The sequence below is a fragment of the Chryseobacterium gilvum genome (assembly GCF_025628965.1).
Lineage (GTDB): Bacteria > Bacteroidota > Bacteroidia > Flavobacteriales > Weeksellaceae > Chryseobacterium > Chryseobacterium gilvum.
Map to the genome: position 1 here is coordinate 143,123 of NZ_JAOTEN010000001.1, position 17,400 is coordinate 160,522.

At 37.0% G+C, this 17,400-nt stretch carries 13 protein-coding genes; 12 read left to right on the plus strand and 1 reads right to left on the minus strand.

The genetic code is table 11. The features are described from left to right. Positions 1-65 precede the first annotated feature (65 nt). From N0B16_RS00725 to N0B16_RS00760, 8 genes are all read left to right on the plus strand, one after another. Positions 66-836, plus strand: a complete 771-nt coding sequence (locus N0B16_RS00725; RefSeq protein WP_262988805.1) for a glycogen/starch synthase — start codon at positions 66-68, stop codon at positions 834-836. An 11-nt stretch (positions 837-847) separates the two neighbouring features. Continuing rightward, positions 848-2,413, plus strand: coding sequence for a DUF4270 family protein (locus N0B16_RS00730; protein ID WP_262988806.1), 1,566 nt, complete (start codon positions 848-850; stop codon positions 2,411-2,413). A 24-nt stretch (positions 2,414-2,437) separates the two neighbouring features. Next, positions 2,438-4,291 carry a glutamine--fructose-6-phosphate transaminase (isomerizing) gene (gene glmS, locus N0B16_RS00735; RefSeq protein WP_262988807.1) on the plus strand — a complete coding sequence of 618 codons (1,854 nt, stop codon included), beginning with the start codon at positions 2,438-2,440 and terminating at the stop codon, positions 4,289-4,291. A 107-nt stretch (positions 4,292-4,398) separates the two neighbouring features. Then, the gene (gene porK, locus N0B16_RS00740; RefSeq protein WP_262988808.1) at positions 4,399-5,808 is read left to right on the plus strand and encodes a T9SS ring complex lipoprotein PorK/GldK; all 1,410 of its coding nucleotides are present in this window, start codon (positions 4,399-4,401) and stop codon (positions 5,806-5,808) included. 57 nt (positions 5,809-5,865) lie between these two features. Continuing rightward, positions 5,866-6,555 carry a type IX secretion system motor protein PorL/GldL gene (porL, locus tag N0B16_RS00745; RefSeq protein WP_262988809.1) on the plus strand — a complete coding sequence of 230 codons (690 nt, stop codon included), beginning with the start codon at positions 5,866-5,868 and terminating at the stop codon, positions 6,553-6,555. 52 nt (positions 6,556-6,607) lie between these two features. Continuing rightward, complete coding sequence (gene porM, locus N0B16_RS00750; RefSeq protein ID WP_262988810.1) at positions 6,608-8,203, plus strand: type IX secretion system motor protein PorM/GldM; 1,596 nt, start codon at positions 6,608-6,610, stop codon at positions 8,201-8,203. 22 nt (positions 8,204-8,225) lie between these two features. Beyond that, positions 8,226-9,164, plus strand: a complete 939-nt coding sequence (porN, locus tag N0B16_RS00755) for a type IX secretion system ring subunit PorN/GldN (RefSeq protein WP_262988811.1) — start codon at positions 8,226-8,228, stop codon at positions 9,162-9,164. A 123-nt stretch (positions 9,165-9,287) separates the two neighbouring features. Next, on the plus strand, positions 9,288-10,340 hold the full coding sequence (locus N0B16_RS00760) for an NAD(P)/FAD-dependent oxidoreductase (protein ID WP_262988812.1): 1,053 nt from the start codon (positions 9,288-9,290) through the stop codon (positions 10,338-10,340). 15 nt (positions 10,341-10,355) lie between these two features. Here N0B16_RS00760 and N0B16_RS00765 read toward each other — a convergent pair whose 3' ends face one another. After that, positions 10,356-10,730, minus strand: a complete 375-nt coding sequence (locus tag N0B16_RS00765) for a hypothetical protein (protein WP_262988813.1) — start codon at positions 10,728-10,730, stop codon at positions 10,356-10,358. Positions 10,731-10,999: 269 nt separating this feature from the next. Here N0B16_RS00765 and N0B16_RS00770 point away from each other — a divergent pair, with 269 nt between their 5' ends. The 4 genes from N0B16_RS00770 to N0B16_RS00785 all read left to right on the plus strand — a co-directional run bounded on the left by N0B16_RS00770 (position 11,000) and on the right by N0B16_RS00785 (position 17,241). After that, positions 11,000-11,389, plus strand: a complete 390-nt coding sequence (locus N0B16_RS00770; RefSeq protein WP_262988814.1) for a hypothetical protein — start codon at positions 11,000-11,002, stop codon at positions 11,387-11,389. A gap of 127 nt (positions 11,390-11,516) precedes the next feature. Then, the gene (locus N0B16_RS00775; protein WP_262989951.1) at positions 11,517-12,599 is read left to right on the plus strand and encodes an efflux RND transporter periplasmic adaptor subunit; all 1,083 of its coding nucleotides are present in this window, start codon (positions 11,517-11,519) and stop codon (positions 12,597-12,599) included. Between the two features lie 21 nt (positions 12,600-12,620). Then, positions 12,621-15,812, plus strand: coding sequence for an efflux RND transporter permease subunit (locus N0B16_RS00780; RefSeq protein WP_262988815.1), 3,192 nt, complete (start codon positions 12,621-12,623; stop codon positions 15,810-15,812). Beyond that, positions 15,799-17,241, plus strand: a complete 1,443-nt coding sequence (locus tag N0B16_RS00785) for a TolC family protein (protein WP_262988816.1) — start codon at positions 15,799-15,801, stop codon at positions 17,239-17,241. The genes N0B16_RS00780 and N0B16_RS00785 overlap by 14 nt, the downstream gene beginning before the upstream one ends. Positions 17,242-17,400 lie beyond the last annotated feature (159 nt).

Genomic DNA, 17,400 nt, shown 5'->3' on the forward strand with positions numbered 1-17,400 from the left:
AATGTTGGATGTTTTTTTGTAATTTTGCACTTTAAAGCATTTTTCAAAAATTTATATAAAATTATATGCCCAATCAGAAAATCCTGTACATTACCACAGAGATGTACCCGTATCAGGAAGATACAAACTTAGCTTCGGTGGTAAATAAAATGGCACTTAAAATGCACAATGAAGGCAATGATGTAAGAGTTTTTATGCCAAGATTTGGACAGATTAGTGAAAGAAAATTTCAGCTTCATGAGGTGATCCGGCTATCCGGAATGAATATTATTATCAATGATCTTGATCAGCCTCTTATTATTAAGGTCGCTTCGCTCCCGGGAGAAAGGCTTCAGGTTTACTTTATTGATAACGAAGAATATTTCAAAAGAAAACAATACTACTTTGATGATGAAGGAAACGCTTTTGGAGACAATGATGAGAGAGCAATTTTCTTCGCGCGTGGCGTTATAGAAACAATAAAAAAACTAAACTGGGTTCCTGATGTGATTCACCTGAATGGCTGGATGGCGTCATTTATCCCGGTATATCTTAAGACGTATTACAAATCTGATACTTATTTCAAAGATGCAAAAATTGTTCTTTCATTATATAATGAAAAAAATGCACCGCTGGATAAAAGTATCAATGAAAAATTAAAATTTGACAATATTTCAGATTTAGATGCGTTAACTAATCCTAGTTTTCAGAGTTTTGTGATCGAAAGCATGAAATATGTGGATGAAGTGGTAAAAGGAGATGAATTCTTGGATGGTGATCTTGACCAGGCTTTTAACGATACGACAACGTCTAAATCAGAATATTTAGACCTGGATTCTATTAATAAACTATATTAAATACATTTTTGATGATTTATACTATTAAAAAAACCTTCACCATTTTATCGATGATAATTTTGGGAGGTGTATTATTTCATAATTGCGAGCCGGAACCGGATTCTTTAGGAGAACAGTTGTTTTTGGATGGTGCAGCAAACGGAAACGAGGTGTCTTATGACCTTACAGCATACAATATCAGTAATAATGACAGTGTCAGAACCGATGCTAGCAAATTGGGAGCGGCTACTCTGGGAGCCTTTAACGAAGGCCAGTTCGGTTTGCAGAAAGCTTCTTATTTTACGCAGCTTAGATTACCCGCTTATGATCCGGATTTCGGGACCAGTGCTGCTGTAGATTCAGTAGTGTTAGTGATTAAGCCTACTTATGCTTCAGATACTTTAACCACTACTACGGATGAAAACTATGTCTATCCTGACGGAAATATTGCTGCTAAAAAAGTTGTCAGCAATTATCCTGTTGTTAAATATGGTAAATATAAAATCAATGGTGCTTTACCTTCATATACCATCAGAGTACATGAGGTGACAGAATTTTTAAACGGATATAGCGATATCGCTTATTCTAATAAAAATTATAGTATCGGAACCGAACTGGGTTCTAAGGCATTTAACGGATATGTGAATTCTGTTGCCATTACGAAAGATTCTGATAACAGTTCTCTTTATACCTCTTCTGCAGTCGGTTTAAGAATACCACTATCCTCCACTTTTTTCAAAACCAAAATTATTGATAAGAAAGGACAGCTTGAACTAAAAGACGTATCCAATTTTATCAGGTATTTCAGAGGGTTGAGAATTTCAGTTGATGATAATGAAAACGACGGATATTTATTTCAATTTTCTCCATCTACAGTTGAACTTGTCATGTATTATAAATCTGTGGATACCGGTTCTACAACAGCCACTCAAAAGAAATATGCTTTCTCTGTCGGAAACGGCAATGCCCACATCAGTTATTACAAATACGACAGGGCGGGATCTGCTTTACAGGCGGCTTCTATAGGAAATACGGCAACAGGAGATTTAAAACTTTTTGCTCAGGGAATGGGAGGGAATTCAATAGGAATCAAATTCCCAGCAGCAACCATCAATCAGCTTAAAACATTGTATCAGAATAACAAAGCTGCCATCATCAGTGCTAAAATCCGAATGTATACAGATCCTGTTGCATGGAATAATAAGTATAAAAAACCTCAGAAAGACGACATTACCATTTTGCAGAAAGATATCGTAGATGGTAAAGCAACGACCAATTTTACAGAAGATCTTCTAAAATTAGGAGGAATTCCTACATTTGCTTATATGAGGGTTTATGATCTGGATAAGAATCCTGCCTATTACGATTTTACAGTAACACAATCTTTAAAAGATATTGTAGAATCCGGAAAGGATTATCAGAATAAATATTTCAAATTGGATATGGCATCCTTTATCCCATCCGGATCCGGAACAGGTGCTTTGGCGGGCTATCAGTATACATCCCGGCCATTTTCGACAACGAGGGCTGTATTTGTAGGGTCTGATCCTAACAATGCTAATAGAATTCAATTAAAAGTTACCTACGGTACAAAATAAAAAACAAAAACACTTATTAAGTTTATGTGCGGAATAGTTGGTTATACAGGTTTTCAGGACGCTTACGACATTGTAATAAATGGTTTGAGACGTCTAGAATATAGAGGCTATGATAGTGCCGGAATTGTTTTGGAAAGCGAAAACAATGTTTTTGAAGTTGAAAAAACAAAAGGCAAAGTCGATGATCTCGTTAACATTTCAAGCAGTTTAAAAGGTACTGCAAAAATTGGGATGGGTCACACGCGTTGGGCGACACATGGTGTTCCCAGTGACAGAAATTCACATCCGCATTTATCCAATGACGGAAAAATAGCCATTGTTCATAACGGTATTATAGAAAATTATGATACCATTAAAATCATGCTTACTGATAAAGGTTTTACATTCAAGTCAGAGACAGATACTGAAATACTGGTCAATCTTATTCAGTATTTTATGGATTTGAATTCTGAAACAGACTTTCCTACTGCTGTACGATATGCCCTTAACGAAGTATATGGTGCATATGCTGTAACAGTGATGCATGAAGACTATCCGGGAGTGCTTGTGGTAGGAAGATTAGGTTCGCCATTGGCCATCGGGATTGGAGAGAAAGAATATTTCATTGCATCTGATGCGTCACCGTTTGTAGAATTTACAAAAGAAGCTATTTATCTTGAAGAAGGTCACATGGCAACGCTATCTTTAGAAAATGGAGTAGACATCAGAACCATTACTGATAACTCTAAGATTATACCTGAAATTCAACAGTTGAAGCTAAGTCTTGAGCAGATCGAAAAAGGAGGTTATGAGCATTTCATGTTAAAAGAAATCTTCGAACAGCCAAAATCTATTCACGATACGATGAGAGGGAGACTTCTTGTAGATGAAGGGGTTATAAAAATGGCAGGCATCTGGGATCATGTAGAAAGATTCAAGAATGCCAACAGAATTATTATCATTGCCTGCGGAACTTCGTGGCATGCAGGTCTTATCGGTGAATATCTTATTGAAGAATTTGCCAGAGTACCTGTAGAAGTAGAATATGCTTCGGAATTCAGATACAGAAATCCTATTATTACCGATAAAGATGTTGTTATCGCCATTTCGCAATCGGGAGAAACGGCCGATACGATGGCTGCTTTGAAGCTTGCTAAAGAAAAAGGCGCGTTTATTTACGGAATATGTAATGTAGTAGATTCTTCGATTGCAAGGATCACAGATGCAGGTTCTTACACTCATGCAGGTCCGGAAATCGGAGTGGCTTCTACGAAAGCGTTTACAGCACAGCTTACCATTCTTTCTTTAATTGCTTTAAAATTAGGCAAGCACAACGGGAATTTGGGGAATGCAGATTTCATGAGGCTGATCGCAGAATTAAATGCAATTCCCAAAAAAATTGAAGAAGTTTTGGAAGCTACTCATGAACTTACTCAAAATATTGCTAAAGATTTTATCAACGCCACCAATTTCTTATATTTAGGAAGGGGTTATAATTATCCTGCAGCCTTAGAAGGAGCATTAAAACTGAAGGAGATTTCTTACATTCATGCTGAAGGATATCCTGCAGCAGAAATGAAGCACGGGCCGATTGCATTAATTGATGAAAATATGCCTATCGTGATTATTGCCCCTAAAAAAGGCCATTATGATAAAATCGTGAGCAATGTACAGGAAATTAAAGCAAGAAAGGGAAAAGTAATAGCGGTGGTGAATAAAGGCGATAAGCAGGTAAGCGCAATGGCAGACTATGTAATTGAGATTCCTGAAACCTCAGAATGTTTCTCACCTATTGTAGCATCTGTCCCTTTACAGCTATTGGCATATTATATCGCAGTGTATAGAGGGGCAAATGTAGATCAGCCCAGAAACCTTGCGAAATCGGTAACGGTAGAGTAAAAATACTTGCGAATAAAATAAATTTAGATTTTTTTCGTTATTCTAAAAAAAATCTTAAAAGTTTCTTAAAAAAATTATATATTTACGGCTTAATTATAAAAATTAACATGAAAAGGATATTTCTTTTATTATTGTCTGCGTCGGTAGCGTCGGTATCTTGTTCAGGTGGTGGATCTTCAGCAGGGAAGCCTGGAACAAAAGGAGAATTGATACCAAGAGAAAAAACAAAATCATTTGTTGCGGAAAGACCTTACGGTATGGTTGCCATTCCTGCAGGATCTTTTGTAGCGGGTTTGGCGGATTACGATCCTACCAATACTCCTGAAAAAGCAAATCTGAAAACAGTTACTGTGTCTTCTTTCTTTATGGATGAGGCAGAAACTACAAATGCAGAGTACAGAGTATTTATCAATTATGTAAGAGATTCTATCGCTAGAACGATGCTTGCTGAAGCTGCCGGTGAAGGCGGTGAAGGCGGTGGAAAGGGAGCGAGTATAGGAGATTATGCATATCTTGCAAAAAAAGAGGAAAATTTAACACCGTATCAGGAATATCTTGAAGGTCAGGGAGGAAGAGAAGGTTATGATGAAAATAAAAGATTAGACTGGAAAATTCCTTTGAACTGGAATACATCAAAATATCCTGATGTAGAATATGCTGAAGTTCTTGAATCAATGTATTTACCGGCTTCTTCAAGAGTTGGTAATGAAAGAATCTTGGACGTTAGTAAATTAAAATATAACTATCAGTGGGGTGATATGGATGCTGCAATTGCTGATAACGAAAGAGGGATCAATTACCTTAAAAGTGAAAGTATTGCCATCTATCCGGATACAACAGTTTGGGTAAATGATTTCCATTATGCCTATAACGAGCCATTGTTCGAGCAATATTTCTGGCACAAGGCTTACAAAGATTATCCTGTTGTAGGAGTTACCTGGGATCAGGCAAGAGCATATTGTAATTTCAGATCTAAATTAAAGACGGATTACAACGAAAGCTTAAAAAGAAGAAAACAAAGACCTTTGAGATTCCGTCTTCCAACTGAATTGGAATGGGAATATGCTGCAAGAGGAGGAATGCAAAATGCTACTTATCCTTGGGGAGGTCCTTATTTAATGGATGACAGAGGATGCTATTTGGCAAACTTCAAACCGAAAAGAGGGAATTATATGGAAGATGATGTAAAAGGTACCTATACTTATACAGCTCCTGTGAAAAAATTCAAGAAAAATGGATACGGATTGTTTGACATGGCAGGAAATGTTGCTGAGTGGACTGATTCCGGATATAATAATTCTTCTTATGAATTCTCTTCTACTTTAAATCCTTCCACTAAAGATAAAACAGATACTAAAAAATCAGTTAGAGGCGGATCTTGGAAAGATGTAGGATATATGTTGATGACAGGTGCAAGAGATTGGGAAAGAAAAGACTCGGCGAGAAGTTATATCGGTTTCAGAACCGTACAAGATATTCCTGAAGCAGCTGTAAAAGCGAAAAGAGTCAGCAGATAATCTATCTGAATCATTTATTCACAACAATTTTTATTTAACTAAAAAAAACTCATTTATATGTTTAAGACTAAAGATGCTTGGATGAATTTCTTCTATTCATTCGGTGCTGCAATTGTAATTCTTGGAGCTTGGCTTAAAATTACTCACATTACATTAGGGCCAATTAATGGTAATATCGCTCTTACGGTTGGGCTTATTACAGAAGCAATTATTTTCATCATTTTCGCTTTTGATCCTCCAGCAGCCGAAGAATCTTATCATTGGGAAAATGTTTATCCGGAATTATTGGATAAGCATGCAAGTCCTAACCCATTACATTCAAATATTTCTAAAAATGCAAATGCACAGTTTGCAGAATTAGAAAACTCACTTTCAACTAAACTTGATAAAATGCTTCAGGATGCGAAGCTAGACGTTCAGTTATTTGACAGATTGAGAACAGGAATTGATAAATTTTCAAATTCAGTAGATCAGATCAACCAAACTGTTGACGTTTCTGCTTCTACCCACAAATATAATGACCAGTTAAACAAAGCGGCGCAGCATATGGAAAGCATGAATGCTCTATATGCAATGCAGTTGGAAAGTGGTCAGAGACAGTCAGATTTCGCAAAAAAATATGTTGAAGATATGCAGAGATCTGCAGAACATTCTGAGAAATTTAACCAAGAATTACAAGGTTTAACATCTAACCTAAACAGCTTAAACAGAGTTTATGGTGGAATGTTAACCGCAATGAAATCATAATTCCTAAACCATTTTACATTTAATCATTTAATCAAAACTAAAGAAAAAGAGAATGGCAAAAGGAAAACAGACTCCACGTCAGAAGATGATCAACCTGATGTATTTGGTGTTCATCGCGATGATGGCCCTAAATATTGATGCAGAAATCATCAGATCATATTATGATTCTACAAAGGCTCTTAATGAAACAAGAACTTTAACTGAAAGAAAAAACGAAAAGATTTTCGAAAAAACTCTGGAGGCGAAAGCACAACAGGTACCCGATACTTATGCTACACCTTGGGAGCAGTACAAAGTATTGAAGATTAAGGTTGATGCTCTTGTGAAGTCGGCTCAGGATGTTAAAACTACTTTGAAAACAAAATCCGATTTTCATGATAAGGATGCTAAAACAGGAAAAGATCTTGATGTAAGTGAAAACTTTGCAGCGCTTAATAATAATGAAGCTACAATGGATTACTTCTTCAAAGACGGTGATGAAAATACACCTTCAAAAGGAGCTTTAGACCTGAAAGCAAAAATGGATGATGTAAGAAAATATATTGTAGCTACTTTTGGGAATAACCCTCAGCTTCAGGATTTGGTAGCAAGAGCTAATAAATCTATTATTGCTGAATATCCGCAAGGTCAGTCACCAAACGGTAAAACATGGTTTCAGAATAAATTTTATCATCAGCCATTAATTGCTGCAATGTCGAATCTGGAAATTATTCAGAATGACGCAAGAAACGTACAGTCTGATGCATTGGCATTATTGCTTCAGGAAAAAGTAGATGCAAGCATCAAATTTAATAGCTATGAAGCAATTGTATCAGCTCCTACAGATATTCAGTCTGGTAAAAAAGCAGAAGCAATTGTAATGTTAGGAACCTATTCTAACAGCAGCAAAATTAATATTAGCGGAGTAAGCAGACAGGAAAATGGTAAAGGATATCTTCCATTAAACACTGGAGGTCTTGGTGAGCATAAAATTGGTGGTGTTATTACTTTAACTGACGCGTCAGGTAAAGCTCAGACATTCCCGTTCACGCATACGTATAATGTTATTGCTGGTCCGCAAGAAGTTAAGTTAGAAAAAGGACTTTTACTTTCTGCTGATAAAATGAATGTAATGTATAGAGGATTAGAAAATCCTGTTTCAGGATCTATCTTAGGTGCAGATAACGCAAAATTATCATTGTCTGCTTCTGGTGGTGCTGTTGTAAAAAGTACAGGTTCCGGAAAATGGAATGTAATTCCTCAATCTGGAAATGTTGTTCAGCTAACATTATCGGGTAGAGAACCAAGCGGTAGAACTGTATCTCAGGTATTTGAATATAGAATCAAAGGTATTCCAAGACCACAAGGACAAATTAGAGGTAAAGCGGTAAACTTTATGCCTGCAACTTCTATCCCTAACCAGATTGTTGTCGCTACGTTACCTGATTTTGATTTCCCTGTATCATTTACAGTAAACAGCTTTATACTCAAATTACCAGGAAGAGCGGGAAGTATGATTCAAGGAAGCTCACTTTCTGCAGCAGAAGGATTGCTTAGAAACCTTAGACCTGGAGATGTTGTACAGATTTATGATATTCAGGCAACAGCTACTGGTTTAGGTAATCAAAGACTGAAAGAAATTTCACCTGTAACTATTAACGTTCAATAAGATTAATTTGTAAATTCATATTATGAAAAAATATATTAGCAGTCTTTTAGTATTAGTTTCCGGATTTGCTTTTTCGCAGACTATTCTAAATGCTTCTTCTCCAGAAGAATTCAGACAAATGAGATCTGAAAACATGAGAAAAGTGGGAGATACTGTTATAAGCAATAAGGTAACTCCGCTTGAATACGGTTTCGTTGATGATAAAGACATCCTGAAAAGCATGTTTGTATGGGAAATTATAGATCTGAATGATAAAATTAATCAGCCATTCTATTATGATAATGCAGACGGTTTGCTTTCTAAAAATACAAGATCTTTATATCAGATACTTTTAGATGCTGCCATGAGCAGTAAAATTGAAGAAGTTTACGACGATGAAAATTTTACCACCAAATTAACTCCTGAAGGTATTCAGAAGAAATTGGAAAGTGTAAGATTAGATGATGAAGCTATCGAGATTTTGAACTCTGGAAGAGCTTTAACTGACGAAGAAAAGTTAAGATTGACAGACCGTATCAGAACAACCACTGAGAAAGTTAAGCTTTTGAAGATTATGGGGATGTGGTTTGTAGATAAGAGAGATGGTCAGATGAAATACAGACCTCTAGGTATTGCTGCAATGGGCCCGGATCCAACTTCAATCGGAAGATTAGATGCTGAAGGAAAACCTATGGAAGGAGCGAATGATCCGGTAGATTTATTCTGGGTGTATTATCCGAAAGCAAGAGAGATTTTGGCAAACAATTACGTTTTCAATAAGAAAAATTCTGCTGCAGATTTATCTTTTGATGATATTATTAATGCAAGAAGATTCTCTTCTATTATCTATAAATCTTCAACAGGTTTAGGAGATGGAGTTATTAAGGACTATATTCCTAGAAATGCTGATGAGCAGTTAGAAGAAAGCGACAGAATCAAAGATCAGATTCTTCAAATGGAAAATGATTTGTGGAATTATTAATTTCCAACTTGATATTTATAAAAAACCTGAGTATTTTTACTCAGGTTTTTTTATTATAAATTAAATTTTTAAAAGTCTCCAGACTTGTACTGACTGTAATTTATAAATTATAGAAATACACTCATGAAAAATGTAGATTATATTATTGTAGGTGACGGGTATGCCTCACTTTTTTTTGCGCATCAGTTGATAAAGCATAATAAATCATTTGTCATCTTTTCAGAAGGCTATAAAAGTGCTTCGCAGGTTTCTGCGGGCATTATTAATCCTGTCGTGCTGAAAAAATTTACCACCTTTTGGATGGCCCAGAAACAGTTGGATTTTCTTACTTTAACTTTAGCTGAAATAGAATCCTATACCGGAAGAAACTATTTTATTAATGCGCCGATCCATCGTATTTTTCATGATGAAAATGAACAAAAGTTATGGCTTAAAAAAGCTCATTCGGAAGAACTTTCAGGCTTCTTACATAAAGAATTTTATCATTTACAGGAGGTGAATAACCATTTCGGGACCGGAAAAGTAAATCAGTCTGCCCGATTGGATGTTTATCATTTTTTTACTGATTTACTCACATATTTTGAAACGCATTCTCATTTGGTTAGAGAGAAATTTCAGTACGAAGAGCTTAATGTTTCCGATTCAATATATAAAGATTTATCTTTTAAAAACATTATTTTCTGCGAAGGAATGGCCGTAAAGAATAATCCTTATTTTTCACACATTCCGGTCATACCTAATAAAGGGCATCATATTAAAGTAAAATTATCCCAAGAAATTGCAGATGACATTACAATTAAAAAGAAGCACTTTCTATTTTCTTTAGAAAACGGACTCTATTTTTATGGCGGAACCTATGACAGAGATCAGTTGGATTATCAAATTGATGCCTCGGCAGTGGAACAATTAGAAAACGGTTTAAAGGAAATTTATCCCAAAAATTTTGCAATTATAGAATCAAATTTTGGGTTCAGACCTACCGTAAAAGACAGAAGACCTATCGTTGGAAGGCATTCTAAACACGAAAATTTATATGTTTTTAACGGTTTGGGCGCCCGCGGAATTTTAAATGGCTGTTTCTTTTCAAAAAATCTGTTTAATCTTATAGAGAAAAAAATTCCGTTGCCTGAAGAAATAAATATTGACAGATTTGATACAAAAAAAGACGTTTATTAGAAACGTCTTTTTTTATTATTGAGATGCCATTTTTGAAGATGACTGATTCTTTTTACTGTGGAATAAAACCATATCTGCATCTTTTTTCAGAAACGTGACTTCATTGTTGGCTTCGGTAAATTGGTATTCATTATCTGCCGTAGAGAAGCCGGGCATCGTTTTATTTTTTATCAGCTCGTAAGTTGTCCCGTTCAGATGTATGGTAATTCTATTTTTTGTCGTATTGGTAACAACTTCCATTTGCTCGCCGTGGCGGTCTGTGATAACGTCTTTTACAACATCTTCTTTTTCTGATGGCGCAGTAAGCATCGCCAAATCTGGGTCTTTAGATGCATGTTTACATCCTGTGAGAATTAGGATTATGATTAATCCAAATAATTTTAATTTCATTGTGATTAGTGATTTTTAAAAATTCATATTATTTTGTTGGTGGTAATGCAAAAGTACGCTTTTTTTTATTAAAATCTGTTAATTTTTAATAATTTAAATAAAATGATGATCTAATTTATGATTAAATTTATATTTATTATAATTTAAATTATTTATAGTAAAGTCAATTTTGATTGTTAATACAGGCTTTCAGGTTAATTAAAGAAGCGTTAAATTTTGTTAATGCTGTTTCGACTTATTAAATGTAGGCTTAACTTTGCTGCAGCAATATGAGAAACTCTGTTATTTACTTTTTAACCACCTTATTTCTGCTCTTTTTAGTAGAAAGCAGGTTTAATGCTAAAACAGTACCAACTGATTTTTCGACGCAAGTTTCTCACCAAATTCAAAAAAAAACCAACCCGTCAGATCAGTCATCTGCAAAGTTCTCTGTTCAGCAGACCACAAGTGATATTGATAATTTCTCATTAGAACTCAGTGAGGATAATTTTCAGCTTTCGGATACTTTCGAAGCAGTGATGGTTTTCGCAAGTGTCTTTGGGCTGATCTATATTTTTGTTTTTTCATATAAAGAAAGACTGAAGTGTACGCTTCATGGTATTTTATCATATTTCTTATCGGTAAAGAAATTCATTCTTATCCGCTCTATCAGAATATAAAATTCTTTTTCTAAAGTTTATATGTTCCTTTCCGGAATATCGCTGTTGCATTGTCTTATGAGATAATGCTGCACTCTACCTTATCTATTTAAACATTTAACGAATTAATACATCACTTAAAATCATGATGAAAAGAGTAGTCTCAGGCATTACGTTATGCACCCTCTTATTATTTTTAAGCTGTAACGGCAAAAAAGAGGAAAAAGAAGAAGAAGCAACGTACCCGGTTACATCCCCGGTAAAAATGGATACTATTATCAATAAAGATTACGTTGCGCAGGTTCAGTCTGTAAAAAATATAGAAATCCGTGCTCAGGAAAAAGGTTTTCTGGAAAAAATCTATGTAGACGAAGGTCAGTACGTTCATGCAGGTCAAACCTTATTCAGAATTATGCCACAACTGTATCAGGCAGAATTGATGAAAGCGAAAGCAGAAGTAGAACAGGCATCTATAGAGCTGAGAAATGCAAGTACTTTGGCAAGCAATAATATCGTTTCTTCTAATGAAAGGGCAATGGCAAAAGCCAAACTGGATGCGGCGAATGCAGAAATGAAGCTCGCCCAGATCCATTTGTCATTTACAGATATTAAAGCACCTTTTTCAGGAATGATCAATAGAATTCCTCTAAAGTTAGGAAGTTTAATTGATGAAGGCGATCTGTTGACTTCATTGTCAGACAATACCAATATGTACAGCTATTTTAATGTTTCCGAGCCGGAATATTTAAGCTATCAGACTCATGTGGCAGACAGAGGAAACCAGCAGGTAAATCTGGTAATGGCAAACGGAGAGTCTTTCCCTCAAAACGGAGAAATCCAGACCATTGAAGGGGAGTTTGACAATGAAACGGGAAACATTGCTTTCAGAGCTAAATTTCCAAATCCGGATAAATTGCTTCGAAACGGAGAAACAGGGAAAGTACGGATGACAATTCCACTCAAAAACGCACTTATTATTCCACAGAAAGCAACGTACGAAATCCAGGATCAGAAATATGTTTTTGTGGTGGGTAAAAATGGAGTCGTACGATCCGAAAACATCAAAGTGGCGTATGAACTTCCGGATGTGTATGTCATTGCTTCTGGACTTTCAGAAAAAGACCGTTTCCTCTTGGAAGGAGTCCAGAAAGTGAAAGACGACCAGAAAGTCAAAGTGAAATTCCAGGATCCTAAAAAAGTTCTACAGTCCTTAAAAATAAAAGCAGAGTAGTCTGCTCGAAAACGAAACAGTATGTTTAAGAAATTCATTCGCAGACCTGTTCTGTCTATCGTAATCTCATTGATTATCGTATTTTTAGGGATCTTGTCACTGGTAAAACTTCCCGTAACACAGTTCCCTTCAATTTCTCCGCCTAAAGTAAATATTACGGCAGAATATCCCGGAGCCAACAACGAATTATTGATTAAATCTGTTGTCATCCCTCTGGAAAGATCACTCAACGGTGTTCCCGGGATGAAATATATGGCTTCTGATGCCGGTAACGATGGGGAAGCCTCTATTCAGGTTGTTTTTGATTTGGGCACAGATCCCAACGTTGCAGCCGTCAATGTTCAGAACCACGTTTCTTCAGCAGTTAATAAACTACCGCCGATTGTTGTTCGGGAAGGGGTGAAAATTACCCGGGAAGAACCCAATATGTTAATGTACATTAATTTGTACAGTGATGATAAAAAAGCCAATCAGAAATTCCTGTTTAATTATGCAGATATTAACATTCTTTCCGAGCTGAAAAGAATCAAAGGAGTAGGTGAAGCAGATATTCTGGGAACCCGTGAATATGCAATGAGAATCTGGCTGAAACCTGATAGATTAACATCTTACAATATTTCGGCAGACGAAGTGATGGAAGCGCTTAACCAGCAGAGCTTAGAAGCCTCTCCCGGAAAAACAGGGGAGAGCTCCGGAAAACGTTCCCAGTCTTTTGAATATATTTTAAAATACCCGGGACGCTACAGCAATGAAAAAGATTACGGAAATATCATTCTTAAAGCAAAACCGGGTGGCGAATTTGTTCGTTTGAAAGATGTTGCAGATATCGAGTTCGGAAGCTCCATGTACGATATCTATTCTACATTGAACGGTAAACCTTCTGCGGCAATTACCATAAAACAGTCGTATGGTTCCAACGCAAGTGACGTAATCAAAAATGTAAAAGCTTTGATGTCTGATCTTGAAAAAAATAATTTACCGAAAGGAATGCATTATGACATTAGTTATGACGTTTCCAGGTTTTTGGACGCATCGATAGAAAAGGTGGTTCACACCTTGTTTGAAGCCTTTGTATTGGTTGCCATTGTGGTGTTTCTGTTCCTTGGGGATTGGCGTTCTACACTAATCCCTACTATGGCTGTGCCGGTTTCTTTGATAGGAACTTTCGCCATCATGTCTGCTTTCGGAATTACCCTGAATATGATTTCGCTATTTGCTTTGGTGATGGCAATCGGAATTGTCGTCGATGATGCTATTGTCGTCATCGAGGCCGTTCACGCCAAAATGGAAGAGAAAAATCTATCCCCACTGAAGGCAACGGAAGAAGCCATGCACGAAATCAGCGGTGCGATTATCGCGATTACATTGGTCATGGCAGCCGTATTTATTCCGGTTGCATTCATGTCGGGTCCGGTTGGTGTTTTTTACCGTCAGTTTTCAATCACGATGGTGTCTTCCATTATCCTTTCAGGAGTGGTTGCATTAACGTTGACTCCCGCTTTGTGTGCTTTGATTTTAAAAAACAATCACGGAAAAGCCAAAAAGAAAACTCCGGTCAACAGATTTTTAGATCAGTTTAATAATATGTTTACCAGAGGAGCCGGGAGATATGAGAAAATGCTGAATAAAACGGTAACGAAGAAATTCATTACCCTTCCGTTGCTGCTGTTATTCTGTTTAGGAACTTTTTTCATAAGCAACAGTCTTCCATCAGGATTTATCCCAAGTGAAGATCAGGGTATGATTTATGCCATTATCCAGACTCCTCCAGGATCTACGTTAGAAAGAACCAATAAAATTGCCTTGCAGCTGCAGAAAGCATCGGAAGACATTGATGGGGTGCAGTCTGTTTCTTCGCTTGCGGGCTATGAAATTCTGACCGAAGGAACGGGATCCAATTCAGGAACCTGTCTGATTAATCTGAAAGATTGGGCTGATCGTAAAGAATCGGCCGCTGAAGTCATAGAGCAGCTCGAAGCCAAAGCTAAAGATATTCCGGGTGCCAATATAGAATTCTTCCAACCGCCATCTATTCCGGGCTACGGAGCTGCAGGAGGTTTTGAACTCCGTTTATTGGATAAAGCAGGAAGCGGAGACTATCAGAAAATGGAGAAAGTGAGCAATGATTTTGTAAAAGAACTCCAGAAACGTCCGGAATTGGGATCTGCCTTCACCTTTTACTCGGCGAGTTTCCCGCAATATATGCTAAGAATAGATAATGATCTTGCAGAGCAAAAAGGAGTGAATATCGAAAACGCGATGGATAATTTATCTACTTTGATCGGTTCTAATTATGAAACCAGCTTCATCCGTTTTGACAGGCCGTATAAGGTGATTGTTCAGGCAGGTCCGCAATATCGTGCGTTGCCGAGTGATTTATTAAAATTATATGTAAAAAATGATAAAGATCAGATGGTTCCTTATTCAGATTTCATGAAATTGGAAAAAGTATACGGACTGTCTGAAATCACACGGCATAATATGTACAATGCTGCGGAAGTAAGCGGAACTCCGGCTCCGGGATACAGTAGCGGACAAACCCTTAAAGCCATTCAGGAAGTTGCCGATAAAACACTTCCAAGAGGTTTCGGAATTGATTGGGCCGGGATTTCCAAAGACGAAGTAAGCCGTGGAAACGAAGCGGTGTATATATTTCTGGTCTGTCTGGGATTTGTGTATTTGATTCTTTCTGCACAGTATGAAAGCTTCATTCTTCCTTTACCCGTCATTTTATCGCTTCCGACAGGTATTTTTGGAGCCTTCTTATGCTTAAAGCTTTTGGGGCTGGAAAATAACATTTATGCACAGGTTGCAATGGTCATGCTCATCGGTTTATTAGGAAAAAATGCGGTGTTGATTATTGAATTTGCAGTACAGCGGAAAGCAGAAGGTGTACCGCTCACCAAAGCGGCAATTGAAGGAGCCGTTATTCGTTTCCGTCCTATTTTGATGACTTCATTTGCGTTCATTGCGGGATTAATTCCTTTGGTGATGGCTTCAGGACCGGGAGCTGTTGGAAACCGTACCATCGGTACAGCCGCCGCCGGAGGAATGCTGATCGGAACTATTTTCGGACTGATGATTATTCCGGGATTGTATTACATTTTCGGACGGATCGCAGAGAAATCCAGATTGTCAAAATACGAAGAAGAAAATCCTTTAACAGAACAAACAGAACCTTACAAACACGATGGGAAACATGAAGATTTATAATAAATATATTGCCGCTATTGCTTTATTATTGGTTTTAGCAAGTTGCAGGGCACCGATGGCAACGGTCATAAAAGACGAGGTAAAAGAAAATATTCCTCAGAATTTTAATCAGGAAGAGCAGCAGGATGCTACGAACAACAGCGGAACAACGCCATGGAGACAGTTTTTTACGGATCCGAATTTAGTAGTTTTAATTGAAACGGCTTTAAAAAATAATCAGGAACTCATGATCACTTTGCAGGAAATCGAGATTGCAAAGAGTGGTGTGATTGCTAAAAAAGGGAGATTGACGCCCACGGTTTCTGCCGGAATCGGCGCGGGAGTAAGCAAAGCCGGGCGTTATACAAGTGAAGGTGCGGGTGATGCGACGACAGAGATTGAAGAAGGAAGAGAAATACCGGACCCGCTGGGAAATTTTGAAGGCGGAGTAATGGCTAACTGGGAAATTGATATCTGGAAAAAGCTCAGAAACGAAAAAGATGCTTCCGTTGCCCATTATCTTTCAACCATTGAAGGAAAAAACTTTGTCCTTTCCAGTTTGATTGAAGAAGTAGCAGATAATTATTATGAATTGCTTGCATTAGATAATCAGCTGGATATCATTCAGCAGTATACCAAACTGCAGGAAAGAGCGCTGGAAATTTCAAAAATTCAAAAGCAGGCTGCAGCGGCGACAGAACTGGCGGTGAAAAAATTTGAGGCAGAACTGGCAAAATCCAAGGCTTCAGAATTTACCATCCGCCAGGAAATTACGGAGAAGGAGAATCAGATCAATGCCCTTTTAGGAAGATATCCGCAGCCGATTACAAGAACCAAGGAAAGTTTTATGACCACCATTCCGCAGACTGTTTATACAGGGATTCCTTCACAATTACTGGCAAACCGTCCCGATATCAAACAGGCTGAATTGGAATTAAAATCAGCAAAACTGGATGTGGAGGCGGCCAGAAAAGAATTTTATCCTTCATTGGAAATCTCAGCAACGTTAGGCCTGGAAGCATTTAAGCCATCTTACTTGGTGAAATTACCTGAATCTATTGCGACAAGTCTGGTAGGAGAATTAGCAGGGCCGCTTATTAATAAAAGTGCGATTAAAGCTAATTTCCAGACTGCGGATGCAAAACAAATCCAGGCTTTGTATGAATATGACAAAACGATTCTGAACGCCTATCTGGATATTGCGAATCTGATGTCAAAAGTCAAAAATATAGACCAGTATTATCAGTTAAAATCTCAGGAAACGCATGCTTTAGATCAATCTATTGATATTGCCAACCAACTGTTTAAAAATTCAAGAGCAGATTATCTGGAGGTTTTATTAAACCAAAGAGATGCGTTGGATGCTAAAATGGAATTGGTAGAAGCCAAAGAAAAACAATTAAGTACGGTTGTAGACATTTATAAAAGCTTAGGAGGTGGCTGGAAATAAAAGATGCTAAGCATTAATAACGTTTTATATACGAAGAGACCGGTTTTAAACCGGTCTCTTCGTATATAAAACATAGGTAAAAACCCTGTAAAATGTTAAAAATTAAGAAATTGTAAAAAAATGGCTTTCATTTTGATTACTAAAATGATAATTATGATA

What these genes read in the sequence shown, in the direction of transcription:
- porN (WP_262988811.1), top strand. Translation starts at nt 8,226, where the DNA reads ATGAAAAAATATATTAGCAGTCTTTTAGTATTAGTTTCCGGATTTGCT.
- N0B16_RS00780 (WP_262988815.1), top strand. Translation starts at nt 12,621, where the DNA reads ATGTTTAAGAAATTCATTCGCAGACCTGTTCTGTCTATCGTAATCTCA.
- N0B16_RS00770 (WP_262988814.1), top strand. Translation starts at nt 11,000, where the DNA reads ATGAGAAACTCTGTTATTTACTTTTTAACCACCTTATTTCTGCTCTTT.
- N0B16_RS00725 (WP_262988805.1), top strand. Translation starts at nt 66, where the DNA reads ATGCCCAATCAGAAAATCCTGTACATTACCACAGAGATGTACCCGTAT.
- glmS (WP_262988807.1), top strand. Translation starts at nt 2,438, where the DNA reads ATGTGCGGAATAGTTGGTTATACAGGTTTTCAGGACGCTTACGACATT.
- N0B16_RS00760 (WP_262988812.1), top strand. Translation starts at nt 9,288, where the DNA reads ATGAAAAATGTAGATTATATTATTGTAGGTGACGGGTATGCCTCACTT.
- N0B16_RS00785 (WP_262988816.1), top strand. Translation starts at nt 15,799, where the DNA reads ATGAAGATTTATAATAAATATATTGCCGCTATTGCTTTATTATTGGTT.
- porM (WP_262988810.1), top strand. Translation starts at nt 6,608, where the DNA reads ATGGCAAAAGGAAAACAGACTCCACGTCAGAAGATGATCAACCTGATG.
- porK (WP_262988808.1), top strand. Translation starts at nt 4,399, where the DNA reads ATGAAAAGGATATTTCTTTTATTATTGTCTGCGTCGGTAGCGTCGGTA.
- N0B16_RS00730 (WP_262988806.1), top strand. Translation starts at nt 848, where the DNA reads ATGATTTATACTATTAAAAAAACCTTCACCATTTTATCGATGATAATT.
- N0B16_RS00775 (WP_262989951.1), top strand. Translation starts at nt 11,517, where the DNA reads ATGAAAAGAGTAGTCTCAGGCATTACGTTATGCACCCTCTTATTATTT.
- N0B16_RS00765 (WP_262988813.1), bottom strand. Translation starts at nt 10,730, where the DNA reads ATGAAATTAAAATTATTTGGATTAATCATAATCCTAATTCTCACAGGA.
- porL (WP_262988809.1), top strand. Translation starts at nt 5,866, where the DNA reads ATGTTTAAGACTAAAGATGCTTGGATGAATTTCTTCTATTCATTCGGT.